The 25,667-nt window shown below is 66.2% G+C and carries 25 protein-coding genes; 11 read left to right on the top strand and 14 right to left on the bottom strand.

Features of this window, described 5'->3' with window-relative positions; genetic code table 11:
* Positions 1-9: 9 nt before the first annotated feature.
* From FIV02_RS01565 to ppx, 6 genes are all read left to right on the top strand, one after another.
* Positions 10-675 carry an amino acid ABC transporter permease gene (locus FIV02_RS01565; RefSeq protein ID WP_037052874.1) on the top strand — a complete coding sequence of 222 codons (666 nt, stop codon included), beginning with the start codon at positions 10-12 and terminating at the stop codon, positions 673-675.
* Entirely contained in the window at positions 672-1,322 is a 651-nt protein-coding gene (locus tag FIV02_RS01560) for an amino acid ABC transporter permease (protein ID WP_172979201.1), read from the top strand. Before FIV02_RS01565 ends, FIV02_RS01560 begins: the two co-directional genes overlap by 4 nt.
* Positions 1,309-2,040: an amino acid ABC transporter ATP-binding protein gene (locus FIV02_RS01555; RefSeq protein WP_037052868.1), complete on the top strand. Its 732-nt coding sequence runs from the start codon at positions 1,309-1,311 to the stop codon at positions 2,038-2,040. Before FIV02_RS01560 ends, FIV02_RS01555 begins: the two co-directional genes overlap by 14 nt.
* A 5-nt stretch (positions 2,041-2,045) precedes the next feature.
* Entirely contained in the window at positions 2,046-2,540 is a 495-nt protein-coding gene (locus FIV02_RS01550; protein WP_371923225.1) for an ureidoglycolate lyase, read from the top strand.
* Positions 2,541-2,852: 312 nt separating this feature from the next.
* Positions 2,853-3,389, top strand: coding sequence for a hypothetical protein (locus FIV02_RS01545; protein ID WP_371923224.1), 537 nt, complete (start codon positions 2,853-2,855; stop codon positions 3,387-3,389).
* A 111-nt stretch (positions 3,390-3,500) separates the two neighbouring features.
* Positions 3,501-5,003: an exopolyphosphatase gene (ppx, locus tag FIV02_RS01540; protein ID WP_047588850.1), complete on the top strand. Its 1,503-nt coding sequence runs from the start codon at positions 3,501-3,503 to the stop codon at positions 5,001-5,003.
* A gap of 63 nt (positions 5,004-5,066) precedes the next feature.
* On the opposite strand, the gene FIV02_RS01535 is transcribed toward ppx, so the two are convergent.
* The 3 genes from FIV02_RS01535 to FIV02_RS01525 form a co-directional block, all read right to left on the bottom strand.
* Positions 5,067-5,960, bottom strand: coding sequence for an alpha/beta hydrolase (locus tag FIV02_RS01535; RefSeq protein ID WP_152487599.1), 894 nt, complete (start codon positions 5,958-5,960; stop codon positions 5,067-5,069).
* Positions 5,950-6,249 carry a DUF2218 domain-containing protein gene (locus FIV02_RS01530; protein WP_152487598.1) on the bottom strand — a complete coding sequence of 100 codons (300 nt, stop codon included), beginning with the start codon at positions 6,247-6,249 and terminating at the stop codon, positions 5,950-5,952. The genes FIV02_RS01535 and FIV02_RS01530 overlap by 11 nt, the downstream gene beginning before the upstream one ends.
* A gap of 579 nt (positions 6,250-6,828) precedes the next feature.
* Positions 6,829-9,042, bottom strand: coding sequence for a TonB-dependent siderophore receptor (locus FIV02_RS01525; RefSeq protein ID WP_152487597.1), 2,214 nt, complete (start codon positions 9,040-9,042; stop codon positions 6,829-6,831).
* Between the two features lie 158 nt (positions 9,043-9,200).
* On the opposite strand from FIV02_RS01525, the gene FIV02_RS01520 reads away from it, so the two are divergent.
* Complete coding sequence (locus FIV02_RS01520) at positions 9,201-10,169, top strand: AraC family transcriptional regulator (protein ID WP_152487596.1); 969 nt, start codon at positions 9,201-9,203, stop codon at positions 10,167-10,169.
* Between the two features lie 85 nt (positions 10,170-10,254).
* Here FIV02_RS01520 and ppk1 read toward each other — a convergent pair whose 3' ends face one another.
* Positions 10,255-12,441: a polyphosphate kinase 1 gene (gene ppk1, locus FIV02_RS01515; RefSeq protein ID WP_152487595.1), complete on the bottom strand. Its 2,187-nt coding sequence runs from the start codon at positions 12,439-12,441 to the stop codon at positions 10,255-10,257.
* A gap of 19 nt (positions 12,442-12,460) precedes the next feature.
* A complete protein-coding gene (gene hemB / locus FIV02_RS01510; RefSeq protein ID WP_037052854.1) occupies positions 12,461-13,474 on the bottom strand; it encodes a porphobilinogen synthase in 1,014 nt (337 codons plus the stop codon).
* A gap of 196 nt (positions 13,475-13,670) precedes the next feature.
* Between hemB and FIV02_RS01505 the strand changes: the two genes are divergently transcribed.
* On the top strand, positions 13,671-14,225 hold the full coding sequence (locus tag FIV02_RS01505; protein WP_047588833.1) for a DedA family protein: 555 nt from the start codon (positions 13,671-13,673) through the stop codon (positions 14,223-14,225).
* Here FIV02_RS01505 and FIV02_RS01500 read toward each other — a convergent pair.
* The gene (locus tag FIV02_RS01500; protein ID WP_152487594.1) at positions 14,193-15,437 is read right to left on the bottom strand and encodes a sterol desaturase family protein; all 1,245 of its coding nucleotides are present in this window, start codon (positions 15,435-15,437) and stop codon (positions 14,193-14,195) included. The two genes, FIV02_RS01505 and FIV02_RS01500, sit on opposite strands and share 33 nt — an antisense overlap.
* A 174-nt stretch (positions 15,438-15,611) precedes the next feature.
* Here FIV02_RS01500 and elbB point away from each other — a divergent pair, with 174 nt between their 5' ends.
* A complete protein-coding gene (elbB, locus tag FIV02_RS01495) occupies positions 15,612-16,271 on the top strand; it encodes an isoprenoid biosynthesis glyoxalase ElbB (protein WP_152487593.1) in 660 nt (219 codons plus the stop codon).
* 118 nt (positions 16,272-16,389) lie between these two features.
* On the top strand, positions 16,390-16,857 hold the full coding sequence (locus FIV02_RS01490) for a thioesterase family protein (protein WP_037052841.1): 468 nt from the start codon (positions 16,390-16,392) through the stop codon (positions 16,855-16,857).
* Positions 16,858-16,900: 43 nt separating this feature from the next.
* On the opposite strand, the gene FIV02_RS01485 is transcribed toward FIV02_RS01490, so the two are convergent.
* The 7 genes from FIV02_RS01485 to FIV02_RS01455 form a co-directional block, all read right to left on the bottom strand.
* Positions 16,901-17,848 carry an IS481 family transposase gene (locus tag FIV02_RS01485; RefSeq protein WP_152487592.1) on the bottom strand — a complete coding sequence of 316 codons (948 nt, stop codon included), beginning with the start codon at positions 17,846-17,848 and terminating at the stop codon, positions 16,901-16,903.
* Between the two features lie 83 nt (positions 17,849-17,931).
* Positions 17,932-18,381: a YaiI/YqxD family protein gene (locus tag FIV02_RS01480; RefSeq protein ID WP_004373364.1), complete on the bottom strand. Its 450-nt coding sequence runs from the start codon at positions 18,379-18,381 to the stop codon at positions 17,932-17,934.
* A gap of 52 nt (positions 18,382-18,433) precedes the next feature.
* A complete protein-coding gene (locus FIV02_RS01475) occupies positions 18,434-18,769 on the bottom strand; it encodes an enhanced serine sensitivity protein SseB C-terminal domain-containing protein (protein ID WP_037052839.1) in 336 nt (111 codons plus the stop codon).
* Positions 18,770-18,891: 122 nt separating this feature from the next.
* Positions 18,892-20,781: a cytochrome c/FTR1 family iron permease gene (locus FIV02_RS01470; RefSeq protein WP_152487591.1), complete on the bottom strand. Its 1,890-nt coding sequence runs from the start codon at positions 20,779-20,781 to the stop codon at positions 18,892-18,894.
* A 128-nt stretch (positions 20,782-20,909) separates the two neighbouring features.
* Entirely contained in the window at positions 20,910-21,542 is a 633-nt protein-coding gene (locus FIV02_RS01465; protein WP_037052835.1) for a LysE family transporter, read from the bottom strand.
* A gap of 75 nt (positions 21,543-21,617) precedes the next feature.
* On the bottom strand, positions 21,618-22,157 hold the full coding sequence (locus FIV02_RS01460) for a mechanosensitive ion channel family protein (protein WP_037052833.1): 540 nt from the start codon (positions 22,155-22,157) through the stop codon (positions 21,618-21,620).
* Positions 22,157-24,067, bottom strand: coding sequence for an ATP-binding cassette domain-containing protein (locus FIV02_RS01455; protein ID WP_152487590.1), 1,911 nt, complete (start codon positions 24,065-24,067; stop codon positions 22,157-22,159). Before FIV02_RS01455 ends, FIV02_RS01460 begins: the two co-directional genes overlap by 1 nt.
* 38 nt (positions 24,068-24,105) lie before the next feature.
* On the opposite strand from FIV02_RS01455, the gene FIV02_RS01450 reads away from it, so the two are divergent.
* Positions 24,106-24,549: a TIGR02444 family protein gene (locus FIV02_RS01450; RefSeq protein WP_152487589.1), complete on the top strand. Its 444-nt coding sequence runs from the start codon at positions 24,106-24,108 to the stop codon at positions 24,547-24,549.
* On the opposite strand, the gene FIV02_RS01445 is transcribed toward FIV02_RS01450, so the two are convergent.
* Positions 24,546-25,541, bottom strand: coding sequence for an AlgP family protein (locus FIV02_RS01445; RefSeq protein ID WP_152487588.1), 996 nt, complete (start codon positions 25,539-25,541; stop codon positions 24,546-24,548). The genes FIV02_RS01450 and FIV02_RS01445 overlap by 4 nt on opposite strands.
* Between the last annotated feature and the right edge of the window lie 126 nt (positions 25,542-25,667).

The following is a 25,667-nucleotide window of genomic DNA, read 5'->3' as shown; positions in this document are numbered from 1 at the left end:
AGCCGAGCCATGGCGTACCAGTTCGACTTCGCCGCCGTCCTGCAGCACAGCGACCTGCTGCTGCAGGGCGCGGCCTTCACCCTCGGCCTGACTGCGGTCGGCACCCTGCTGGGTGTCGGCCTCGGTATCGTCGGGGCCATACTGCGCGCCTGGCGCATCCGCCCGTTCGAGCGCATCTTCGGCGTCTATGTGGAGCTGATCCGCAACACGCCATTCATCGTCCAGCTGTTCTTCATCTTCTTCGGCCTGCCTTCGCTCGGCGTGCGCCTGAGCGAGTGGGAGGCCGCCGTACTGGCGATGGTGATCAACCTCGGCGCCTATTCCACGGAGATCATCCGTGCCGGCATCCAGGCCATTCCGGCCGGGCAGCTGGAAGCCGCCGCCGCGCTGGCAATGAGCCGCTTCGAGACCTTCCGCCACGTGGTGCTGCGCCCGGCCCTGGGCAAGGTGTGGCCGGCGCTGTCGAGCCAGATCATCATCGTCATGCTGGGTTCTGCGGTGTGTTCGCAGATTTCCACCGAGGAGCTGTCGTTCGCCGCCAACTTCATCCAGTCGCGCAACTTCCGCGCCTTCGAGACCTACCTGCTGACCACCGCGCTGTACCTGCTCATGGCCATCCTGATCCGCCAGCTGCTGGCCTGGGTCGGCCGTCGCTTCATCATGGGAGCCCGCTGATGGACTTCACCCTCTGGGACATCCTGCGCAACCTGCTCACCGGCCTGCAATGGACGCTGCTGCTGTCGCTGGTGGCCTTCGTCTGCGGCGGCATCGCCGGCCTGCTGGTCCTGCTGGCACGCCTGTCGCCCCTGTCTGCGCCACGCATCCTGGCCCGTGGCTACATCGAGCTGTTTCAGGGCACGCCGTTGCTGATGCAGCTGTTCCTGGTGTTCTTCGGCATCGCCTTGCTCGGCATCGACGTATCGCCCTGGCTGGCAGCCGCCACGGCCCTGACCCTGTTCACCAGCGCCTTCCTCGCCGAGATCTGGCGCGGCTGCGTCGAATCGATCGGCCGAGGTCAGTGGGAGGCCGCCGAGAGCCTGGCCATGAGTCGCCTGGAAACCCTGCGCCACGTGGTCCTGCCGCAAGCGCTGCGCATTGCCGTGGCGCCCACCGTCGGCTTCTCGGTGCAGGTGGTCAAGGGCACTGCGGTGACTTCGATCATCGGTTTCACCGAGCTGACCAAGACCGGCAGCATGCTGGCCAACGCCACGTTCGAGCCCTTCATGGTCTACGGCTTCGTCGCCCTCGGTTACTTCCTGCTCTGCTACCCGCTGTCCCTCGCTGCATACCGCCTGGAAAGGAGGCTCAATGTCACTGCTTAACGTCACCGCGCTGCACAAGTACTACGGCGACAACCATGTACTCAAGGGCATCGACCTCAGGGTGGAGGAAGGCGAAGTGGTCGCCATCATCGGCCGCAGCGGTTCGGGCAAGAGCACCTTCCTGCGCACCCTGAACGGCCTGGAGTCGATCAACGACGGCGTGATCGAAGTGGACGGCGAGTACATCGACGCCGCCCGCGCCGACCTGCGCAGCCTGCGGCAGAAGGTCGGCATGGTGTTCCAGCAGTTCAACCTGTTCCCGCACCTGACCGTCGGCGAGAACGTCATGCTCGCACCGCAGGTGGTGAAGAAGACCTCGCGCGCCGACGCAGAGGCCGTCGCCCGGCAGATGCTCGAACGGGTCGGCCTGGCCGAGAAGTTCGACGCCTACCCCGAGCGCCTCTCCGGCGGCCAGCAGCAGCGCGTGGCCATCGCCCGCGCACTGGCCATGTCGCCCAAGGTACTGCTGTGCGACGAGATCACCTCGGCGCTCGACCCCGAGCTGGTCAACGAGGTGCTGGCGGTGGTCAAGCAACTGGCCAGCGAAGGCATGACCCTGATCATGGTCACCCACGAGATGCGCTTCGCCCGCGAAGTGGGCGACAAGCTGGTGTTCATGCACCAGGGCAAGGTGCACGAGATCGGCGACCCCAAGGCACTGTTCGCCGCGCCGCACACCGAGGAACTGCGCAACTTCATCGGCTCGGTGAACCTGTGAACGCCATGCCGCCCCTGCCGCTGCACATCGAGCCGCTGACCCGCGAGGCCTTCGCCCCGTTCGGCGAGGTGATCGAGACCGCCGGTGCCCGCTCCTTTCCGATCAACGCCGGGACCACCACCCGCTATCACGACCTGGCCCGGGTGGAACTGGCCGGCGAGGCGCCGCGTACCCTGGTCAACCTGTTCGAGGGTCAGGCCTGGCATGCACCCATCGAGATTCGCATGCTCGAACGACACCCTCTGGGCAGCCAGGCGTTCTACCCGGTGGACGGCGGACGCATGCTGATCGTCGTCGCCCCGCCTGGCGAACTGGACGAGTCGCGCATCCGTGCCTTCGTCAGCGCAGCGGATCAAGGCATCAACTACGCCCGTGGCACCTGGCACCACCCGCTGCTGAGCCTGCAACGCCCCGCTCGCTTCCTCGTGGTGGATCGCGGCGGCAATGGCCACAACTGCGAAGAGCGGATGCTCGAACGACCGCTGCAAGCCCTGCTCTGAGCCATTGGGCGCATCGCACGGCGCCACCTGCGCGGGCACAGGTGCTGCGCCCTGGATACTCCGGGGCGTAAGGCACCTGTGATTTCGTGACCGGGGTTCCAGGTCACGTCACTCCGTCGCAATCCCCGCTGGGGGACCTTGCCGTCGCGGCGGTTTTGCCACAGGCTAGCGCTCGGACGCAGCCCTCCGGCGAGCCGCGACAGGCTCGCCTCGTGCCTGCGCACAGGGTCTGCTGAGCAGCAGGAAGCAACATGACGGCTCAGGGCGGCTTGCCGCACGACTCAGCCGCGCCATCCCAACAAGGAGCATCAGATGGTTTCTCTCCGTACAGTCCCGGCCGTGATCGGCATGCTGCTGTTGAGCACCGGCGCTTGCGCCGAGACAGGCAGCGAAGGCAGCACCATCAAGGAGTCGGCCAAGGCGGCGGTGTCCTCGGCGATATCGGCCGGGAAGAACCTGCTGGGCGGCATCACCGAAGGCGTAATCGATGGCCGCGAGTCGGCCCAGGGCGCCGATGGCGCACAGGTCATCTCCAACCACGAGCAGATGGCGGACATCGTCCAGGTCGACGTGCTGAAAACGCAGCCGGACGGCGACAACCTGCGCGTCACGCTCGGCCTGAAGAATACTTCCGCCACGCAACTGCGCCTGATCAATCTGACGCAGACCGGCGCGCTCTTGGCGATCGACGCCGATGGCTACGCCAACCCGCTGCTGCCAGGGCTGCAGAATCCGGACGAAATCACCGTTCCGGCGAACGCAGGCGTACGCCAGGTCTTCATCTTCGCCGGGCCGATGGACAGCGGCGTGTCGGTGCGGCTCTGGGGCCAGGACTACCCTGTTCACTGATCCGCCAGCCGGCATGAGCAGCGGATCGGCCATTCTGCGACATCCGTATGCGTTGGCTCATCCGCTCAGTCGTGGCAGGATGGCGCGGAAATCGAACGAGATGCCGCCATCATGCCCCAAGCCCCTGCCGAGAGTTTCCCCCTGATCGCCGCCATCGACCTGGGCTCGAACAGTTTCCATATGGTGCTGGCCAAGGCCGACAATCACGAGATCCGCATCCTCGAGCGGCTCGGCGACAAGGTACAGCTGGCGGCAGGCCTGGACGACGAACGCCAGCTCAGTGAAGAAGCCATGCAGCGCGGCCTCGACTGCCTGCGCCGCTTCGCCCAGTTCACCACCAGCCTGCCGGAAGGCGCGGTGCGCGTGGTCGGCACCAATGCCCTGCGTGAAGCGCGCAACCGGGCGGTGTTCATCCGCCGTGCCGAGGAGATTCTCGGCCACCAGGTCGAGGTGATTTCCGGTCGAGAGGAAGCGCGCCTGATCTACCTGGGCGTGTCCCACAGCATCGCCGACACGCCGGGCAAGCGTCTGGTCGCCGATATCGGCGGCGGCAGCACCGAATTCATCATCGGCCAGCGCTTCGAGCCGCTGCTGCGTGAAAGCCTGCAGATGGGCTGCGTCAGCTTCACCCAGCGCTACTTCAAGGACGGCAAGATCACCCCGGCGCGCTACGCCCAGGCCTACACCGCTGCGCGCCTGGAGCTGATGGGCATCGAGCAGGGCCTGCGCCGCCTCGGCTGGGAGGACGCCGTGGGCGCTTCCGGCACCATCAAGGCGATCGGCCTGGCGACCAAGGCGGCCGGCCTGGGCAGTGGCGAAGTCACGCTCGAAGGCCTGGCCTGGCTCAAGCGCAAGCTGTTCAAGCTCGGCGAGGTGGAGAAGATCGACCTCGACGGCATCAAGCCGGATCGCCGTGGCATCTTCCCGGCCGGCCTGGCGATTCTCGAAGCCATCTTCGACGCCTGCGACATCCAGCGCATGACCCACTCCGAGGGTGCCCTGCGCGAAGGCGTGCTGTACGACCTGCTTGGCCGCCATCAGCACGAGGATGTACGCGAACGCACCCTGTCGGCCTTCATGGAGCGCTACCACGTCGACGTCGACCAGGCCGCACGGGTCGAGAGCAAGGCGCTCTCGGCGCTGGACAAGGTGGCCGGCGACTGGGGCCTGACCGACGACTGGCACCGCGAGCTGCTGAGCTGGGGCGCCAAGGTGCACGAGGTGGGCCTGGACATCGCCCACTACCAGTACCACAAGCACGGCGCCTACCTGATCGAACACTCCGACCTGGCCGGCTTCTCGCGCCAGGACCAGCAGATGCTGGCACTGCTGGTACGCGGCCACCGCCGCAACATCCCCAAGGACAAGTTCGCCGACTTCGGCGAGGAAGGCGTGCAGCTGATGCGCCTGTGCGTGCTGCTGCGTTTCGCCATTCTCTTCCACCACATCCGGGGCTCCCAGAGCATGCCCGAGGTGCAGTTCAAGATCGGCGACAACAGCCTGGAAATTCATTTCCCCGACGGTTGGCTGGCGGCCAACCCGCTGACCCAGGCCGACTTCGAGGCCGAGGCCGAGTGGCTCAAGCGCATCGACCTGGCGCTGAGCGTGCGCTGACCCTCCCCGACCTCGACAGGGCGGCGGCCCCCTGCCAGCGTTGCCTGGCGGGTTGCACCCGCCCTACGGCTGCAGCGCGAAGTCCAGCACCTGCACGCTGCTGACGAAGGCATTGCCGGCATGGTCGCGCCCCGGGGCCACCAGCAGCTCGTTGGGCAGGCCCAGCGCATTCAGGCGCTGATGGAATTCACGCGTGTTGTCCACCATGCGCCGTTCGGCCAGGTGCCGTTGCCGCGCATCCTTGAGCTCTGCACCGGCCGCAGGTTGTTCGCCACCTCCGACGCTGAGCAGCAGGCGCACCTGCGGTCGGTGCTCCTGCCCTGCGTGGGCCTGCAACAGATCGAAGGCATAGCGCCGGTTCCACCACAGTGACGGACTGGAGGCGAAATAGCGCTGGAACGCCTGTGGACGGCTTAGCATCGTGTAGAGGGTGAACAGGCCGCCGTAGGAGTGGCCGAACAGCGTCTGCCGCTGCGGGTCGACCTTGTAGCGCGTGGCGACCAGTGGTTTGACCTCATCCTCGAGAAAGTCGAGGAAGCGCTCGGCGCCGCCCTGCCGGGTGGCCAGCCGATCACCGGTGTCGCGCATGTCCGGCGCGGGCGGCGTGTAGTCCTCGGCACGCGCCGGGACATCGAAAGGCGCATCGCCCGGGTAGCCGATGCCCACCACCAGCACGGCCTCGCGACCGTCGCGGGAGGCATGCGGCTGATACATCAGCGCCTGCTGCGACAGCAGCGGGAAGAACAGGTTGGCATCGAGCACATAGACCACCGGGTAGCCCTGCGGCGGCGCCTCGCCCTGCGGCCGGGACAGGTACAGGCGATAGGTGCGCCCGGTATGCCAGGACTGCAGCTCGCGCATTTCCGCCTGCGCCAGCGTCACCGGCTGCCAGGGCTCGGCCTGCAGCGCAGGAGAGGACAGCAGCGCCAGCAGGCAGAGGACGACACTAGCCCTCATCGGCCATGTCCTCGCTCCAGGTGATGCTCAGGTTTTCCCGGCGGGCGAAGCGCACCAGGTGGTCGTCGAGCACGAAGCGGATGCGTGCGGCAGCCTCGTCGTCATCGGCCTGGCAGTCGAAGCGCAGGCTGTCCGCATCGGCCTGCATCAGGCAGCGCCCGAACGGGAAACGTGCATCGGCGCGGAGCTCATCGAACTCCACGGCGATCTTGTGGCGAAAGTGCTTGCACAGCTTGGTCATGTACAGCGAGGCAGAGGCGGTAACCGCGGCGCCTTGGAATCGGATCATGCAGGAAGGCTCATCAGGTGGCGGCGGGTGGACCCGCTGTTATCGGGATTGGAGAGTGGATGACGCGCTTGCCATCCACCACCGCGCACAGCAAACGGTGGACGGGTGAAGCGTCGTCCACCCTACGTGAGACCGCGTGTTGCAACCGTAGGGTGGATGACGCTCTTTTCATCCACCATCACGTACATCGAACGGTGGACGGGTGAAGCGTCGTCCACCCTACGTGAGACCGCGTGTTGCAACCGTGGGGTGGATGACGCTCTTTTCATCCACCACCGCGTATACCGAACGGTGGACGGGTGAAGCGTCGTCCACCCTACGTGAGACCGCGTGTTGCAACCGTGGGGTGGATGACGCTCTTCTCATCCACCATCGCGTACAGCAAACGGTGGACGGGTGAAGCGTCGTCCACCCTACGTGAGACCACGTGTTGCAACCGTAGGGTGGATGACGCTCTTCTCATCCACCACCGCGTACAGCAAACGGTGGACGGGTGAAGCGTCGTCCACCCTACGTGAGACCGCGTGTTGCAACCGTGGGGTGGATGACGCTCTTTTCATCCACCATTGGGCAAGGCCGTCAGAAGTTGGTGCTGAGGCTGGCGTAGAAGGTGCGCCCCGGCTCGTTGTAGGTGTAGGCACCGGCCTCGCGGCTGTTGCCCTCGCGGTACAGGCGCTTGTCGAACAGGTTGCTGACGCCCGCGCCGATGCTCCAGTTCTTGTCGATGGCATAGGTGCCGCCGACCCCGACCAGCGCATAGGGAGCGATCTCCCGCCGTGCATCGCCACTCAGCACGTTGCCCTGATAGTCGTATTTGCCCGGCGTCTGCCGGCCGTACCAGGTCACCGTGGTCTGCAGCGACAGCGGGTCGGTCACCTGCCAGTCGAGGGTGGAGTTGACGGTGAACTCGGGGATGATCGACAACGGCTCGCCGGTCTCCTTGTTCTTCGATTGCAGCATCCAGGTGAAGTTGGTGTTCCAGCTCAGGCTGCTGGCCAGCGGCATCTTCAGGTTACCCTCGAAGCCTTCGACCACCGCACGCGGAATGTTGGTCCACTGGAACACATTGGCCACGCGCGTGCTGCTGCCCTGGGTGAAGTTGACCGAACCCACCGGTGTACGGCCCGCTTCGACCTTGTCGCGGTAATCGTTACGGAACCAGGTCAGGCTGGCATGGTAGTCGGCGGATTCGAACTCGATGCCCAGTTCCTTGTTGACGCTGGTTTCCGCTTCGAGATTCTCGTTACCCACCAGGAAGCAGCCCGGCCCGCCTGTGACGAAGTCCCAGCAGCCGAGGCCGTTGCTGTACAGCGCGTAGGACGCGTTGCTCTGGTACAGGTTGGGCACCTTGTAGGCCCGTGCGATACCGGCCTTGAGGGTGAAGTGGTCGTCCAGGCGATGCGACAGGTTGAGCGACGGGCTCCAGTTGCCGCCGCTCAGGCTGTTGTGGTCATAACGCAATCCGGGCGTGAGAACGGTGCCGGGACGCAACTCGATGTTGTCCTCGACGAACAGCGATGCGGTACGCATGGCGATGTCGCCATCGAAGCGAGTCGGGTAACCGACGCTCTGGATCGCGGCGAGATCGGAGACGCCATCTTCCATACGCTGCTCGTTCCACTCCGCCCCCAGCGTCACCACCTGCTCGAACACGGCCGAGATCGGCAGGCTCACTTCACTGTGCGCGGTCAGGCTCTCCAGCTCGATGGTGCCGAACTGGTCACTGTAGATCGCCCCCTCCGGCCCACCGGCCAGGCCTTCCTTGAGCCGGTTGTTGCGCGTGCGCTCGTACTGCAGGTAGTTCATCGTGGTACCGAAATCCCAGTCGCCGTGGTGCGTGACGCCGTAGGTGTTGCGGTACATGCGGTTGGTTTCGCGGCCGATCCAGGCGCTGCGGTAGTTGTCGACCACGGCACTGCTGGACAGGTTGTTCATGCTGTCGCCGGTGTAGATGTTGCCCTGGCGACTGAAGCCGGCCTGCAGCTCGAGGGTCTGCGACTCGTCGAGGCGCCAGGTCAGGGTGCCGTCCACGTCGCGGTTGCGCACCCCTTCACGACCGGCCAGGGCAGCATTGGAGGCGCTGACGGCACGGCCTTCGTTGATGTCCTCGTCGTCCGAATCGGTCTTGTTCAGGTTGCCGTACACGCGATACGAGAGGGTATCGGTCAACGGGCCGCTGAGCCCGAAGTTGAGGCGGCGGGTGGCGCCCTCCTCGCTGTGCTCGGGCATGTTGGCGTACAGGCTGAGGTTGCCGTGGTGCTCCAGGCCGGCCTTCTTGGTGATGATGTTGACCACGCCACCGGCGGCGCCGCTGCCATAGCGCGCGGCGGCGGGGCCACGCAGCACTTCGATGCGCTCGATCTGCTCGGCCGGCACCCAGTTGGTGTCGCCGCGCGTGTCGCGGTCACCGCGCCAGCCATAGCGCACGGCATTGCGCGAGCTGACCGGCTTGCCGTCGATCAGGATCAGGGTGTTCTCCGGGCCCATGCCACGGATATCGATCTGGCGATTGTTGCCGCGCGCACCCGAGCCGCTGTTGCCGGTCAGGTTGACCCCCGGCTGCTTGCGGATGATCTCGGCGACGTCGTTCATCGGCGGCGCCTTCTGGATGTCCTCGGCGGTGATCACCGACACCCCGAGCGCCTGCTTGAGTTCTTCCTGGGCCGTACCGAGCACCTCGGTAGGCTGCAGCTCAAGCGGCTCTTCGGCGGCCATGGCGAACCCTGGCAGCGCCAGCAGCACGGCGATGGCCAATGGATTGAACGAGTGTTCACGACACGATTGCAGGTACATACCCCCTCCCCGGCGTGCCACCCAATCGGGCGGCACAACAACTAATGCGAATGATTTGCATCAATAAATGGCGAGGCGTAGTCTGCCACCCTGTTTGCAGCAAGAGGTTTGCGCGCCGAGATTTGTTCTTTGCGCCAGAAGCACGCAGAGGTGCCCCGATGACCAGCAGTACCCCCATCGTCCGCGCCGGAGAGCTGGCCCAGTTGTCCGGTGACGCCATCCGCCTGGTCGGTGACGAGAGCCGTGCCGACCGCCTGTTCCAGGGCCACCTGAGCTGGCGCCGTCTGCGCAGCGGACTGTCACTGCACTGCTCCGACTGCCTGGAACTGCAGGATTTCGCCACCCAGGCCGAGGCCCGTCCGCACCTGAACTTCATCCTCTTCCTGCAGGGGCGCAGCGAGGTCAGCTACGACGGCAAGCCGTTCACCTTCGGCACTCCGCGCACGGGCTGCGAGGGAGTGACCATCGCCCTCAACGAACCGATGCTGTTCGCCCGCCGCGCGCGCCGTGGCCAGCACATCCGCAAGGTGTCGGTCAGCCTGACACCGGAATGGTTCGAAGCGAGCGGTTTCGAGGCCCAGGCGGAGCTCAAGGCCTTGCTGCAGGGGGACTATCGGCCGCTCAACGTGCTGCGCTGGCAACCCTCGGCACGCCTGCTGACCCTGGCCGAGCAGGTGCTCCACCCCGGGTGCGGCAATCGCCTGCTGGAGAACCTGTACCTGGAAAGCCGCGCCCTGGAGATCGCCGGCGAGGCCCTGAGCCTGCTGACAGGGCAGTCGGCCAGTGCACCGAGCAACCTGCGTCCGCACGAGCATCAACGCATTCGCCGCACCCTGGAGCTGCTGCACAGCGGTACGGCCGATGGCTGGTCACTGGAGGACATCGCCCAGGAGGTAGGTTGCTGCGCCAGCACCCTGCAACGGCAGTTCCAGGCAGCCAAGGGCACGTCGCTGTTCGAGTATCAGCGCCAGCGCAAGCTGCAGCAGGCGCGTGAAGCGCTGGAACAGCAAGGGGTGAGCGTCAGTCAGGCGGCCTGGATCGCCGGCTACGGCAGCGCCGCCAACTTCTCCACGGCGTTCAAGCGCGCCTTCGGCATCAGCCCCAAGCAGGTCCGCGCGCGACTGTAGCGATCACCCGCCAAGCCGCGCCCGGCGCGGGCGAGAGGCGTACGCCCCTCCCGCCAGCGGGAGAGGGTGTTGCGCGCAGCCGCTGTTACCGGGCGCTGATCACGGGGGCGGTGAGCTTTTCCAGCAGGCCGGCCTGGGCATTGCGCAGGTTCTGGTTGCCGGTGGGCTGCTGGCGCACGTAGCGACCGTCGGACTGCAGCACCCAAGCCTGGGTGTTGTCGGTCAGGTAGCTTTCCAGCTCCTTCTTGACCCGGGTGATGAGCTTCTTGCCCTCGACCGGGAAGCAGGTCTCCACGCGCTTGTCGAGGTTGCGCTCCATCCAGTCGGCACTGGACAGGTAGATCAGCTCGTCGCCGCCGTTGAGGAAGTAGTACACGCGGGTGTGTTCGAGGAAACGACCGATGATCGAGCGCACCTGGATGTTGTGCGACACGCCCGGCACGCCCGGCCGCAGGCAGCACATGCCACGCACCACCAGGTCGATCTTCACCCCGGTCTGGCTGGCCTTGTACAGCGCGCGGATGACCTTCGGATCGGTCAGCGAGTTGAACTTGGCGATGATGTGCGCCGGCTTGCCCTCGGCCGCCGCGGCGGTTTCCTTGGCGATCAGGTCGAGCAGGGTCTTCTTCAGGGTGAAGGGCGCGTGCAGCAGCTTCTTCATGCGCAGGGTCTTGCCCATGCCGATCAGCTGGCTGAACAGCTTGGAGACGTCCTCGCCGAGCGCCACATCGGCGGTCAGCAGGCTGTAGTCGGTGTACAGACGGGCGTTGCCGGCGTGGTAGTTGCCGGTACCCAGGTGCGCATAGCGACGAATCTCGCCGTTCTCGCGACGCAGGATCAGCATCATCTTGGAGTGGGTCTTGAAGCCGACCACCCCGTAGATCACCACCGCGCCAGCGGCCTGCAGACGGCTGGCGAGCTGCAGGTTGGACTCTTCGTCGAACCGCGCACGCAGCTCGATCACCGCCGTGACCTCCTTGCCGTTGCGCGCCGCCTCGACCAGTGCGTCGACGATCTCCGAATTGGCGCCGGAGCGGTACAGCGTCTGCTTGATGGCCAGCACGTGCGGGTCCTTGGCGGCCTGGCGCAGCAGGTCGACCACCGGGGTGAAGGACTCGAACGGGTGCAGCAGGAGGATGTCCTGCTTGCTGACCACGTTGAAGATGTTCTCCGAGTTCTGCAGCGGCTTGGGGATCACCGGGGTGAACGGCGCGTACTGCAGGTCCGGGTGGTTATCCAGGCCGGTGATGCTGAACAGGCGCGTCAGGTTGACCGGGCCGTTGACCTGGTACAGCTCGCCCTCGGTCAGGCCAAACTGCTTGAGCAGGTGATCGCGCAGGTGTTTCGGGCAGGTGTCGACCACCTCCAGGCGCACCGCATCGCCGTAACGACGGCTGAACAGCTCGCCGCGCAGAGCGCGGGCCAGGTCTTCGACGTCCTCGGTGTCCACCGACAGGTCGGCGTTACGGGTCAGGCGGAACTGGTAGCAGCCCTTGACCTTCATGCCCTGGAACAGGTCGTCGGCATGGGCGTGGATCATCGACGAGAGGAACACGTAGTTGTCGCCGGGGCCACCGACCTCTTCCGGCACGCGGATGATCCGTGGCAGCAGGCGTGGCGCCGGGATGATGGCCAGACCGGAATCGCGACCGAAGGCATCGACGCCCTCCAGTTCGACGATGAAGTTCAGGCTCTTGTTCACCAGCAGCGGGAAGGGGTGCGTCGGGTCGAGCCCGATGGGCGTGATGATCGGCGCGATCTCGTCGCGGAAATAGCGGCGCACCCAGGTCTTGAGCTTGGCCGTCCAATAGCGCCGACGAATGAAGTTGATGCCTTGCTTGGCCAGGGCCGGGAACAGCGTGTCGTTGAGGATCGCGTACTGGCGCTCGACCTGCTCGTGCACCAGCTCGCTGATGCGCGACAGCGCCTGATGCGGCTGCAGGCCGTCGGCGCCGGCCTGTTCGCGGGCGAAGTTGATCTGCTTCTTCAGGCCGGCGACGCGAATCTCGAAGAACTCGTCGAGGTTGCTGGAGAAGATCAGCAGGAACTTCAGGCGTTCCAGCAAGGGATAGGACTCATCCAGGGCCTGCTCCAGCACGCGGATATTGAACTGCAACTGGGACAGTTCACGGTGGATGTACAGGCTGCTGTCATCCAGGCTGGGGGGCGGCGGTGGCGGTGTTTCCACCACCGGTTGCTCAGCCACCACCTCGACCTGGGGTTGCGGCTGGGAGCCTTCGAGCGCTTCGCTGGTGAGTCCTTCGGTGTTCATCGCTGGGTTCCTGGGGGCGTCATTGCCCCTGTTTTAGCAGTTCTGCCGCACGTACGGCGAAATAGGTGAGGATGCCATCGGCACCGGCGCGTTTGAATGCGGTGAGCGACTCCATCATCGCCGCCTCGGTCAGCCAGCCGTTCTGGATCGCCGCCATGTGCATGGCGTACTCACCGCTGACCTGGTAGACGAAGGTCGGCACCTTGAAGGTGTCCTTCACGCGCCACAGCACATCCAGGTAGGGCATACCCGGCTTGACCATGACCATGTCGGCGCCCTCGGCGAGGTCGGCGGCGACTTCATGCAGCGCCTCGTCACCATTGGCCGGGTCCATCTGGTAGGTGAACTTGTTGCCCTTGCCCAGGTTGCCGGACGAGCCGATGGCATCGCGGAACGGCCCGTAGTAGGCGCTGGCGTACTTGGCCGAGTAGGCCATGATGCGGGTGTTGACGTGATCGCCCAGCTCCAGCGCCTCGCGGATCGCCTGCACCCGGCCGTCCATCATGTCCGACGGCGAGATGATGTGCGCGCCGGCCTCGGCGTGCGACAGCGACTGACGGACCAGCGCGTCGATGGTGATGTCGTTGAGCACGTAGCCATCGTCATCGATGATGCCGTCCTGGCCGTGCGTGGTGTAGGGGTCCAGCGCGACGTCGGTCATCACCCCGAGCTCCGGGAAGCGCTCGCGCAGCGCGCGGATGGCGCGCTGGATCAGCCCGTCCGGGTTCCACGCCTCGGCGGCGTCGAGTGACTTGCGCTCGGTCGGGATGTACGGGAACAGGTCGATCAGCGGAATACCCAGCTCCACCCAGCGCTCGGCCTCGACCAGCAGCTGATCGATCGACAGGCGCTCGACGCCCGGCATCGACGCGATCGCCTCGCGACGGTTCTCGCCGTCGAGAATGAATACCGGCAGGATCAGGTCATCGACGCTCAGGCGGTTCTCGCGTACCAGGCGACGGGAAAAATCGTCGCGACGGTTGCGGCGCAGGCGAGTGGCGGGGAACAGGCGGTTGGCGGGGGTAACGCTCACGGCAGACTCCAGAGCCCGCAAGAACGGGCCAGTGTGACGGTTATAAGCGACCATTATGACCAAATGATGACGGTCGCATTACTTCGTGCGACTGCGCGTCGCACAGGCAGTCGCACATTGTGGCACGGCCTGCCACCTTCCGGGCCTTTCGCGGTCGGAGTAGTCTTCACCCCCCCATGATCCACGAGCGCAGCACATGCTCCAAGAGCTGATCCGCCAGTTCGGTTATCCGGCCCTGATCCTCGGCACCTTCCTCGAAGGCGAGGTGTCGCTGCTGCTGGCCGCCTACATGGCCGTGCGCAACGTGCTGCAGATCGAATGGGTAGCGCTGTGCGCCTTTCTCGGCACCTTCGCCAGCGACCAGCTGTGGTACTACCTCGGCCGTCGCCACGGTCGTGCCCTGCTGGCGCGCAAGCCGCGCTGGCAACCGCTGGGCGAGCGCGCCAGCGGGCTGATCAGGCGCTACCCGGACCTGTGGGTACTGTGCTTTCGCTTCCTCTACGGCCTGCGCACGGTGATGCCGCTGACCATCGGCCTGTCCGGCTATTCATGGCCGCGCTACCTGCTGCTCGACGCCATCGGCGCTGGCGTCTGGGCCGGCGGCATCAGCCTGCTGGCCTACAGCCTGGGCAACGCCATGGGCGGCCTGCTCGACGAGCTGCGCCACTACCAGATCCTGCTGCTCGCCGGTGTGGTGCTGCTGCTTGCGTTCGCCTGGCTATACCGGTGGAGTCAGCGCCGGCGCGGCTGAGCCTCGCGCCAGCCAGATACCCAGCAGGCTGGCCAGGCTGTAGGCGGCCAGCCAGCCCCAGGCGCCGCCATCCAGGCTCAACGCACCCAGCGCACCCGCCAGCCACAACGCCGGGACGTTGAGCAGCAGGCGCAGGTACTCGAGCCTGGCGGCGCCAGGGCGATTCTCCAGCCACAGGCCGATGCTGCACAGGCCCAGGGCGACCCACAGGCAGGCCAGCAGCAGCGCCGCCAGGGCCAGCGACTCACCTTGCGCGAGCAGCCAGACACCGGCCAGCAGGTAACAGACGAACTGCAGCAGGGCATAGCACTGCGCACCACGCCCCAGGGCAACGTCGAACTTGCGGAAGTTGCCCAGGTCCGGCTTGGCCTGCGGATAGCGCGCCGCCACATCGGCCGGGCGCCAGCCGGTGGGCATGAACCAGATGCGCAGCCGATCCCACCAGGAGGCGGCCCGCCACGCATCGTTCCACAACCCGGCATAGACCTGCAGGTTGGCCCACAGCGGGTTCCAGCTGGCGAGCGGTACGGTGACGCCGAAGATCACCGGCTCCTCATCCAGCTCTTCCTGGAAGGTGCCGAAAATTCGGTCCCAGACGATGAACACACCGCCGTAATTGCGATCCATGTAGATAGGATTCTGTGCATGGTGCACCCGGTGGTTGGAGGGCGTGATGAACAGCCACTCGAACCAGCCCAGCTTGGGAATGTGCCGGGTGTGCACCCAGAACTGATAGAGCAGGTTCAGCGCCGCCACCGTGAGAAACACCAGCGGCGGCACACCGGCGATGGCCATCGGCAGGTAGAAGATCCAGCCGAAGATGAAACCGGTGCTGGTCTGCCGTAACGCCGTGGAGAGATTGTAGTCTTCACTTTGATGGTGCACCGCATGCGCGGCCCAGAGCACGTTGCGCTCATGGCCCAGGCGGTGGTTCCAGTAGTAGCAGAAGTCATAGAAGACGAAGGCGCTTATCCACACCCAGAGGCTGTTTGCGGAGAGCTCGAACAACGCCAGGTGCTCCCAGGCGAAGGCGTAGGTCAGCAGACCCACCACCTTGGTCAGCAGGCCGGTGGCCTGCGACAGCACGCCGGCGCTGAGGCTGTTCAGGGCGTCGGCCAGGCGGTAGGTGCGCATGCCGCGCCAGCGGTCGGCGAGCAGTTCCAGGCCGATCAGCAGGAAGAAGAAGGGCACTGCATAGAGAACGTAATTCATGACTGCGCCATAGCGTTGTACTTGTGCCGGGATTGGGCTGATGTTCATCCTATGCGCAGCCTCGCCAGGCTTCGCGGCGGCAGATGACAGTCCAAGCGGCATATGGCGACAGACCAACGATTGCCAACACCCACGTCCGCGCTGCGGGCGTGTTTTCCTCACCAGGAGTCGAGCATGAACAAGAAAGTGGCTGTGATTCTGTCCGGCTGTGGCGTCTACGACGGTGCCGAGATCCATGAAAGCGTGATCACCCTGTTGCGCCTCGACCAGCGCGGCGCCGAGGTGCAGTGCTTCGCCCCCGACGTGGCGCAGTTGCACGTGGTGGATCACTACAGCGGCGACGAGATGAACGAGACGCGCAACGTGCTGGTGGAGTCCGCACGCATCGCCCGTGGCCAGATCAAGGACGTCAGGGCGCTGCACGCGGCGGACTTCGATGCGCTGATCATGCCGGGCGGCTTCGGTGTGGCGAAGAACCTCTCCGACTTCGCCACCAATGGCGCGGGCTGCAGCGTGCAGCCGGACGTGCTGGCCGCGTGCAAGGCGTTCGCCGATGCCGGCAAGCCGGTCGGCATGATGTGCATCGCCCCGGCGCTGGCGGCCAAGATCTTCGGCGCCGGCGTGGCCTGCACCATCGGCACCGACCACGACACCGCCGCCGCCCTCACCCAGATGGGCGCCGAGCACCATGAGTGCGAGGTCAGCGAGATCATCGAGGACCGCCAGCGCAAGCTGGTGACCACCCCGGCCTACATGCTCGCCCAGTCCATCGCCGAAGCGGCCTCGGGCATCAACAAGATGGTCGACCGGGTGCTGGAGCTGGCCCACCACTGAGGGCCAGCGAGCGCCCATCGCAGGGCGCTTCGGTCATAGGCCAGGGCAGTCTGGCCGCCGCGCTGTTCAAGTCCATCGGGCTGCGGCAGCGTGGCGGCATGTCTTCATGGAGCGCCCCATGTCCCAGCCCTTCGTCCTCGACGCCGCCCTGCAGCAGGCGGTCGCCAGTTTCTTTCAACGCATCCCCTTCAACCAGGTGCTCGGCATCGAGCTGGATGAGCTGAGCCCCGAGCGGGTCACCATGCACCTGCCGATGAAACCCGAGCTGATCGGCAACTTCGTCCACGGCATCCTGCATGGCGGGGTGATCTCGTCCCTGCTCGACGTCTGCGGTGGCGCCATGGCATTGATCGGCGCCTCCGCCAACCACCAGCACCTGCCTGCTGCCGAACGCATGAGCAAGCTGTCCAAGCTCGGCACCATCGACCTGCGCATCGACTACCTGCGCCCAGGCCGTGGCCAGCGCTTCAGCGCCACCGCCACGCCGCTGCGCGCCGGCAACAAGGTCGCGGTGATCCGCATGGAGCTGCACAACGACGAAGGCGTACTGGTGGCAGTGGGCACCGGCACCTATCTGTGCGGCTAGGCCAGGAGAACCCTGGCTCGTAGCCGGGGGCAATCCGTGACGACTAGCTGTGTAAACCCAGCACGTTGTTCAGTGGAAGCGGCGCTCTGCTGATTGGGGGCAGGTATCCGAGGCTGGCGTGCAGTCGGTGCCAGTTGTAGTGATGCAGCCAGGGCAGCAGGTGCGCTGCTCGCTGCTGTGAAGTGTCGTAGCTACGGGCATAGGCCCATTCACGCAGGCTCGTTTGGATGAAGCGCTCGGCCTTGCCGTTGGTGCGTGGCGTATAGGGCTTGGTACGGATGTGTTTCAGCCCGAGCCGAGCACACAACCGTTGAAACGCCCGGGACCGATAGCAGGCGCCGTTGTCTGTCATGACGCGCCGAAAGCAAATGTTCAGCCCGCGGTAGTAGCGCAGTGCTTGCAGCAAGGCCCGGCAGGCGCTGCTGCCACGCTCATCCGGATGCAGGCTGGTGAACGCCAGTCGGGACGCATCGTCGATAGCCACGTGCATGAACTCCCAGCCGGCGCCGTCGGAGCACTGCTGACGGTCGCCAGTGACTCGATGTCCGGGTTTCCAGAAGCGGCCAAGCTTCTTGATGTCCAGGTGCAGGAGATCGCCAGGATTGGCGTATTCATAACGCACCACCACAGGCGCGGGTTCCAGCTCAGCCAGCCGATGAAAGCCGGCCTGCTTGAGGCGGCGGGCCACGGTACTGACGGCCAGGCCGAGTATCTGGGCGATCTGCCGGTAAGTCTTGCGAGAGCGACGTAGCTCGATCAGTTGCTCGACCAGAGCGATTGCCGTGGCATGGGGGCATGAGTGCGGACGTGATGAACGATCCATCAGGCCGATCTCACCCTCTTCACGAAAGCGTCTGAGCCACTTGTAGGCTGTACGTACACTGACGCCAGCGGCTTGTGCCGCATCTTCGACTCGTAGGCCGTTGAGCATGCGCTGCACGAGAAGGGCTCGACCTCGCGGGGTAAGACGGGCATGTTTATGCAGGTTCATCCGGGGCTCCTGGAAGGCTGTGTTGGTCGCACTTCCAGAATTCCGGGAATGCCCCGGATGAACAACCTACTGAGAGATCACAACTAGCGGCTCAAGCGCGTGAGAATCCGGTCCAGCGCATTGGCGAACGCCTGGCGGTCCTTCTCCGAGTAGGGTGCCTGGCCACCACCGACCTGGCCCTGCTCGCGCAGGTCAGTGAACAGGTTGCGCACTGCCAGGCGCTCGCCCATGTTGCGCTCGTCGAACTCACGGCCACGCGGGTCGAGTGCCGCGACGCCCTTCTTCACCAGGCGGTCGGCCAGGGGCACGTCACTGCAGATCACCAGTTCGCCAGGCACCGCGTGCTCGACCAGATGATCGTCGGCGGCGTCCGGGCCACTGGGCACCACGATCAGTTTCACGCAGGCGAAATTCGGCCGGGCGACAGCCTGCCCGGCCACCAGCACCACCTCGAAGCCTCGCTTGAGGGCGAACTTGACCACCTGATCCCGCGCCGCCCGAGGGCAGGCGTCGGCGTCGATCCATACACGCATGCAGCAACTTCCGCAGAGAAAACTGCGCCCAGTATGCCAGCAGGCGGGCGGCTCAGGTGTTGTAGAACGGCTCGCAGCGTTCGCGCACGGCACGCGACAGGTTGTCGTCCGCCAGTTCGATCAGATCCAGTTCGACCTCGTCCGGCAGCAACTCGGCGACCAGCGCCGCCAGGCGCCGCTGGCCACGGATATCGGCACCGGACACCGCCAGCAGCAGGCGCGGCTGCGGGCCGATGGCCGGATCGCGCAACGCCGCCAGGAAGGCTTCGCGCACGGCAAGCTGGGCACAGGCGGCGGACAGCGCCTGTTCCAGCGGGGGATGACGCAGCGCGGCCAGCGCCAGATCCGGGCTGTCTGCGTAATGGGTGGAATGGATCGAGGAGGACATGCGTGCACTCGGCAAAGGAATTGGAACCAGCCTAGGTGCACTGAGACTCGCTGTCGTGGCAGCGGTTCACGCTATGAGGCAAAGAGGGCGAGCAAAGCCGCCCTCGTTCACGCCACGTCCGTTCAGGCCTGCTCGGCCGTGCGCCGACGCTCGCCGAGCAGGCTGCGCCCATACAGCAGGGCGATGCCGGCCAGCGCCAGTGCCTGTGCCGAGAGGCTCCAGGCATCGGGGTGAATGCCCAGCCAGTCGAACTCGAAGAACGCCACCGGGCGCGTGCCCAGCACCCCGGCCTCCTGCAGCGCCGCCACGCCATGGCCGGCGAACACCACGGAGAGAATGCACAGCAGCACCGCGTTGACGCCGAAGAAGGTCGCCAGTGGCAGCTTGCGCGAACCGCGCAGAATCACCCAGGCCAGGCCGAGCAGCACCACCAGGGCGGCACCGGCGCCGGCCAGCACGGCGCCATGTCCGGCCGGGCCGGCCTGCAGCCAGAGGGTTTCGTAGAACAGGATGACTTCGAACAGCTCGCGGTACACCGAGAAGAACGCCAGCACGGCGAAGCCGAAACGGCCACCGCCGCCGACCAGGCTGCTCTTGATGTAGTCCTGCCATGCGGCGGCGTGACGACGGTCGTGCATCCACACGCCGACCCACAGCAGCACCACGCTGGCGAACAGTGCGGTCGCCCCTTCGAGCAGTTCGCGCTGGGCGCCACTGACGTCGATGACGTAGGCAGCCACCGCCCAGGTCGCGACGCCGGCGAGCAGGGCCAGGCCCCAGCCGACGTGCACGCTGCGCGCGGCCTGCTGCTGACCGGTGTTGTTGAGGAAGGCGAGGATCGCCGCCAGCACCAGAATCGCTTCCAGGCCTTCACGCAGCAGGATCAGCATGCTGGAGAAGAAGCTCAGCGAGGCGTTCATCGCACCGCCCTCGAGCAAGGCGGCCGACTTGTCCAGTTCGACCTTGGCCAGCTCCAGCGCCTGGGCGGCCTGGGCGACACTGGCGCCGTCCTGAACCGCCTGACGGTAGGCCATCAGCGCCCTCTCGGTGGTCTTGCGCTGCACCGCGTCGAGGTTGTCCAGCGCGCTCTCGACCAGCTCGAAGCCTTCCAGGTAAGCACCCACCGAGAGGTCGTAAGCCTGTTCGACATGGCCATCGCGGTAGGCCTGCAGGCTGTGCTCCAGGGTGCTGCGGGTATGCCCGATCAGCTGCTGCGGGCCGCGCTTCTCCACGGTCGGATGAGCACGCTGGGCGCGGAAGGCAGCGCCATCGCCCCCCTCCGCGATGATCTCCGCAGGCGTGCGCCCGGCCAGGTCGGCCATGCGGAACTGCGTGCCGCCCTGCGCCGGAGCGGCGCTGAAGCCGGCGATATAGCTGGCCAGGTCCCAGCGCTGGCGATCATCGAGCTGATCGGCGAAGGCCGGCATGTCGGTGCCCTCGATGCCCAGGCCGAGCGTGTTGTAGAGGTCGTAGAGGCTCAGCCGGTCCAGCCGTGCGGCATCGCGCAGATTGGCCGGCGGCGGCTCCAGGCCGATGCCCGCCGGGCCGTCGCCGGCGCCGGCATCGCCGTGGCAGACCGAGCAATGCTGCGCATACAGCGGCGCACCGCGCTCGGGGTCGGGGGTGATGGCCGGTGTCTGCGCCACCTGATACAGCTCGGCCAGGCGGGCACTGAGCTGACGCGCCTGGTGCGCAACGTCTGCACCGGGCTGACGCTGCTCGACGGCGTGCTTCAGCGCAGCGATGCCCTGTTCCAGTTCAGCGCGTTCGGCCTTGGCCGGCAGTGCGACCACCAGCCCCTGCAGGACCCCGATGAACTCCAGCTGCTCGCGGTACTCGCCCGCGTCGACCACCTGGCCGTCGGCCACCGTGGCCGGATAGTCGGCGCCAATGTAGCCGAGCATGTGCAGGGCCTGGGCGGCGCCATCGAGTGGCTCGGCCAGGGCAGCGAGGCTGCCGAGTGCCAGCAGCGGCAGCATCAGCCAGGAGAACAGGGAACGATAACGACTCATCAATGCATTCCGAAACGCGAATGGATGGCATTAAATTGTTGCCGGCCTGCCCTGCGCAGACAAGGAAAATATGAAATATTTGGTAACAACCCGCCGAGTGGCCGCCCGCAGGCGGCCGGGCATGGGCTTCAGACGGCCGCGCGCTTGACCGTGGCCAGCAGGCCCGCTGCTGCGGCGAACAGGGCGGCGAAGCTGCGATTCATCACCCGCTGCTGGCGGGGCGTACGCAACGCCCGCAGCACGCGCGAGGCCAGCCCGGTGTAGCCGGCCATGACGATCAGGTCGACCACGATCATGGTCGCGCCCATGATCAGGTACTGGGCCAGCAGCGGCGCATGCGGGTCGAGGAACTGCGGCAGCACCGCCAGCATGAAGACGATGGCCTTGGGATTGCTGGCGTTGACCAGGAAACCGCGCAGCACCAGGGTCAGCGGCCGGCCAATCGGCCGCTCGACGGCGCCGCTATCCAGGTCACTGGGCAGGGCCACCCATTGCTTGTAAGCGAGGAACACCAGGTAGGCGACGCCGAACCATTTGATCACGCTGAAGGCCAGGGCTGAGGCCGCCAGGATGGCACCGACCCCGGCGGCGACGATGGCGATCTGCATCGCCAGGCCGAGCTGCAGGCCCAGCGCGTTCCAGTAGCCACGCCAGAAGCCATACTGCAGGCCAGCGGACATCGAGGCCACGGCGCCGGCACCTGGCGACAGGCTGATCACCCAGCAGGCAACGAAGAAGGCGAGCCAGGTTTCCAGTGCCATGATGCGTACCTCGAAAAGCTGAAATCAGGAGAAGGGGCTACAGCCTACTCCTGCGCCAGCGCCCAGACCAGCGGGTCAGCGCCAGCGGCGCACCGACTTCTGGAAGAACAGGCTGTTGGGCACCTGCAACAGGGCGCCAGCGGCATCCTCGCTGAGGTCCTGCAGGGTGGTGTAGAACAGGTTGATGGCGATGACCCGGCCCTTGACGCCCGGCTTGTCGGCGCTCTCGATGACCTCCACGGTGTCGCCCATGCGAAACGGGCCCATGGTGAAGATCAGCAGTGCGCAGAACATGTTCGACAGCACGCTCCAGATGGCGAAGAAGGCCACTGCGGCAACGGCGGTGAAGCCGGTCAGCGCCGTCCACAGTACCGTCGCCGACACGCCCAGGCGCTCCAGCACCATCAGCAGGGCACTGCCCATGATCACCCAGCGCACCAGGCCTCGCAGGGGCTGCAACACCTCCGGCGGCAGCAGGCTGTAGCGTGCGCCGAGACGGCTGATGGCGCGGGTCAGAATGCGCTGGGCGAGCCAGGCCAGCAGGATGATCAGCAACACCTGACCGGCACGCAGCAAGGGCTCGCGCCACGCCATCAGCAGTTCCAGCTGTTCCATCACTCCGCCTCCTCCAGTTGCTGTTGCAGGGCCTCCAGGGTTTCCAGCGCCAGCAACCAGGCCTCCTCCAGCTCCGCCTCGCGGGCCTTGAGTCGGGCCTGCTCGGCCAGGCGCTCGCGCAACTCGTCCTTACGCGCCGCTTCGTACAGCGTGCTATCGCCCAGTTGCTGCTCCACACCGGCGAGCTGCGCCTGCAGCTTGCCCAGCTCCTGCTCGAGCTTGTCGGCCTGCTTCTTGTGCGGCGCCAGCTGCTGGCGCAATGCGGCGGCGGCCTGGCGCTGGGCACGCTTGTCGGTCTTCTCGCCGCCGGCCAGCGGTGCCCCCGCTGGCAGTTGGCGCGCGCGGAAGTCGACCAGCCAGCGCGCGTAGTCGTCGAGGTCGCCCTCGAAGGGCTGAATGCGCCCGTCGGCCACCAGCAGGAACTCGTCGGTGGTGCTCTTCAGCAGGTGACGATCGTGGGACACCACCAGGACCGCACCGGCGAAGTCCTGCAGGGCCATGGTCAGCGCCAGGCGCATTTCCAGGTCGAGGTGGTTGGTCGGTTCGTCGAGCAACAGCAGGTTGGGCGTCTGCCAGGCGATCAGCGCCAAGGCCAGGCGCGCCTTCTCGCCACCGGAGAAATTGACCACCACTTCGTCGCAACGCTCGCCACGGAAGTCGAAGCCGCCGAGGAAATCGCGCAGGGTCTGCTCGCGCTCGCCCGGGGCGATGCGCTGCAGGTGCAGCAGCGGGCTGGCCTTGGCATCCAGCGAATCGAGCTGGTGCTGGGCGAAATAACCGATGGCCAGGTTCTCGCCACGCGCCAGCTCACCACCGAGCACGGCGAGATCGCCGGCCAGGGTCTTGATCAGGGTCGACTTGCCCGCGCCATTGGGGCCGAGCAGGCCAATGCGCGCACCGGGCGCCAGGCTCAGCTTGACCTTCTCCAGCACCACCTTGTCGCCATAACCCAGGCGCACCTCGGAGAGGTTGAGCAGCGGGCTGGAGACCTTGTCCGCCTCGCGGAAGGCGAAGTCGAAGGGCGAGTCGACATGCGCCGGTGCCAGTTCTTCCAGGCGCTCCAGCGCCTTGATGCGGCTCTGCGCCTGGCGCGCCTTGCTGGCCTTGGCCTTGAAGCGGCGGATGAAGTCTTCCATGTGCGCACGCTGCGTCTGCTGCTTCTCGTACGCCTGCTGCTGCTGGGCCAGACGTTCGGCACGGGTGCGTTCGAAGGCCGAGTAGCCGCCCCGGTAGAGGGTCAGCTTCTGCTGCTCCAGGTGCGCCACGTGATCGACCACGGCATCAAGGAAGTCGCGGTCGTGAGAGATCAGCAGCAGGGTGCCCGGGTAGCCCTTGAGCCACTCCTCCAGCCAGAGGATGGCATCGAGGTCGAGGTGGTTGGTCGGCTCGTCGAGCAGCAGCAACTCGGACGGGCACATCAGCGCCTGGGCCAGGTTCAGGCGCATGCGCCAGCCACCGGAAAAGTCGCCGACGCGCTTGTCCATCTGCTCGCCGGTGAAACCCAGCCCCGCCAGCAGCTTGCGGGCGCGAGCATCAGCGGTGTAGCCCTGGGCGTTGTCCAGTTCGGTGTGCAGACGGGCGATGGCGGCGCCGTCATGCGCCTGCTCGGCACGCGCCAGTTCGGCCTGGATCGCCCGCAGGTGCAGGTCGCCATCGAGCACGTAGTCCACCGCCAGGCGTTCGAGGTTGTCGACCTCCTGGCGCATGTGGGCGATGCGCCAGTCGGCAGGCAAGCGGCAGTCCCCGGCATCGGGGCCGAGTTCGCCGCGCAGCAGCGCGAACAGGCTGGACTTGCCGGCGCCATTGGCACCGATCAGACCGACCTTCTGGCCGGCGTGCAGGGTCAGTTCCGCACCTTCGAGAAGGCGTTGCGGACCGCGCTGTAGAGTGAGGTTCTGGAGTCGGATCATAATGGCCGCGGAGTCTACCAAATCACCCCGGAGGCCGCGTGCAGGATCTGTGGAATTTCGCGCTTGAACTCTACGCCAGACCCGGCGTGGAACACGCCTGCCTGGAGTTGCAGGAGGCAGGCTGCGATGTCTGCCTGCTTCTGACTGGTGCCTGGCTGCAACGCCGTGGCGTGCGCTGTCTGGATGAACGCCTGCGCGCCCTGCGGGACGTGGCGGTGCCCTGGCAACGCGAGGTGGTCTCGCCCTTGCGCCAGCTACGCCGCTACTGGCGCAGCGCCGCCAGCCAGGATGCAGCGCTGGCGAGCTTGCGCGAACAGATCAAGCAACTGGAATTGCACAGCGAGCGCGTGCTGCTCGAGCGCTTGCAGGCACTTGCCGAACCCTGGCCGAGCGAAGCCGGCGACCATGACTGGCTGACGCACCTGGGAAGGCAGGACAGCGCCGCGCTGCATGTGCTGCGCGGCGCTATGGCTCAGCCTTAGGACGCGCTCGGCGTCTCTGCGGCACTGGCCCCAGTGCTCGCCGCTGGAGCGGCGGGCGCGACGGGTGCCGTCGGCGCTGCGGGCTTGGCGGCGGCCGGCTTGGCCGGAGCCTTCTTCACGGGCGCCTTGGCAGCTGCCGGCTTCTTCGCGACCGCAGGCTTGCTGACGGGCTTGGCTGCTGCTGGTTTGGCGGCCGGTTTCGCTGCGGCGGGCTTGGCTGCTGGCTTGGCTGCCGCCGGTTTGCTGGCCGCGGCAGGCTTGGCCGGGGCCTTGGCTGCGACCGGCTTGGCAGCCGGTTTGGCGGCGGGCTTGGCTGCAGCGGGCTTGGCAGCCGCTTTCGGCGCTGCCGGCTTGGCTGCCGCAGGCTTGCGAGCGGCGGGCTTGGCCGCTGGCTTGCTGGCCGCTGCCGGTTTCGCTGCCGGCTTGCTGGCTGCCGCAGGCTTGGCGGCCGGCTTGGCAACGGGCTTGCTCACCGGTTTGGCGGCCGCCACTTTGGCCGGAGCCTTCTTCACCGGTGCCTTGGCAACAGCGGGTTTCTTCGCCGCCGCCGGTTTGCTGGCTGGCTTGGCGGCCGGCGCGGCAGCCTTGGCGTCGCGCACGTCGAGCGCCTTGCCCGCGGCTTCTTTCACCTTGCCTACGCCCTGGGCCAGTTTCAGGCTCTCCTGAGCATCACGCTTGAGCTGGCCGATGTAGTTGCGGGTTTCGCTCTGCCGGGTCTTGAGCGAGTCGAGCAGTTCTTCCAGCTCGGCCACCGCGTCCTTGGCCTTGGCCTGGGCCTTGGCTTTTCCAGCGACGGCGGCGTCCTGCAGCTTGCTGCGCGCCTTGTGCAGTTTTTCCTGGGCCTTGCCGCGCTGTTTCTCCAGCTTGGCGAGGAGTTTCTCGGCATCGATCAGTGCTTGCGAGCAGGCATTTTCCAGGTGCTCGAGCAGACTGGCAGACAACTGGTGAAGCAGGTGCAACGGAGTGGTTACGGACTTCTTCTTGGCCGACATGGCACGCCTCCTGGCGGATGTGGATCCGCCCATACTAGACGCACGAGCGAGGCGTCGCCATAGGCCTTTCGGCGAGCACAGCAGATACACGCAGGCACTGGCATAATCGCCGGGATCCTGTGTCGC

This window comes from Pseudomonas sp. THAF187a (genome assembly GCF_009363395.1).
Classification (GTDB): domain Bacteria; phylum Pseudomonadota; class Gammaproteobacteria; order Pseudomonadales; family Pseudomonadaceae; genus Aquipseudomonas; species Aquipseudomonas khazarica.
The sequence above is the reverse complement of the archived record's forward strand: the minus strand, read 5'-3'. Positions and strand labels throughout refer to the sequence as shown.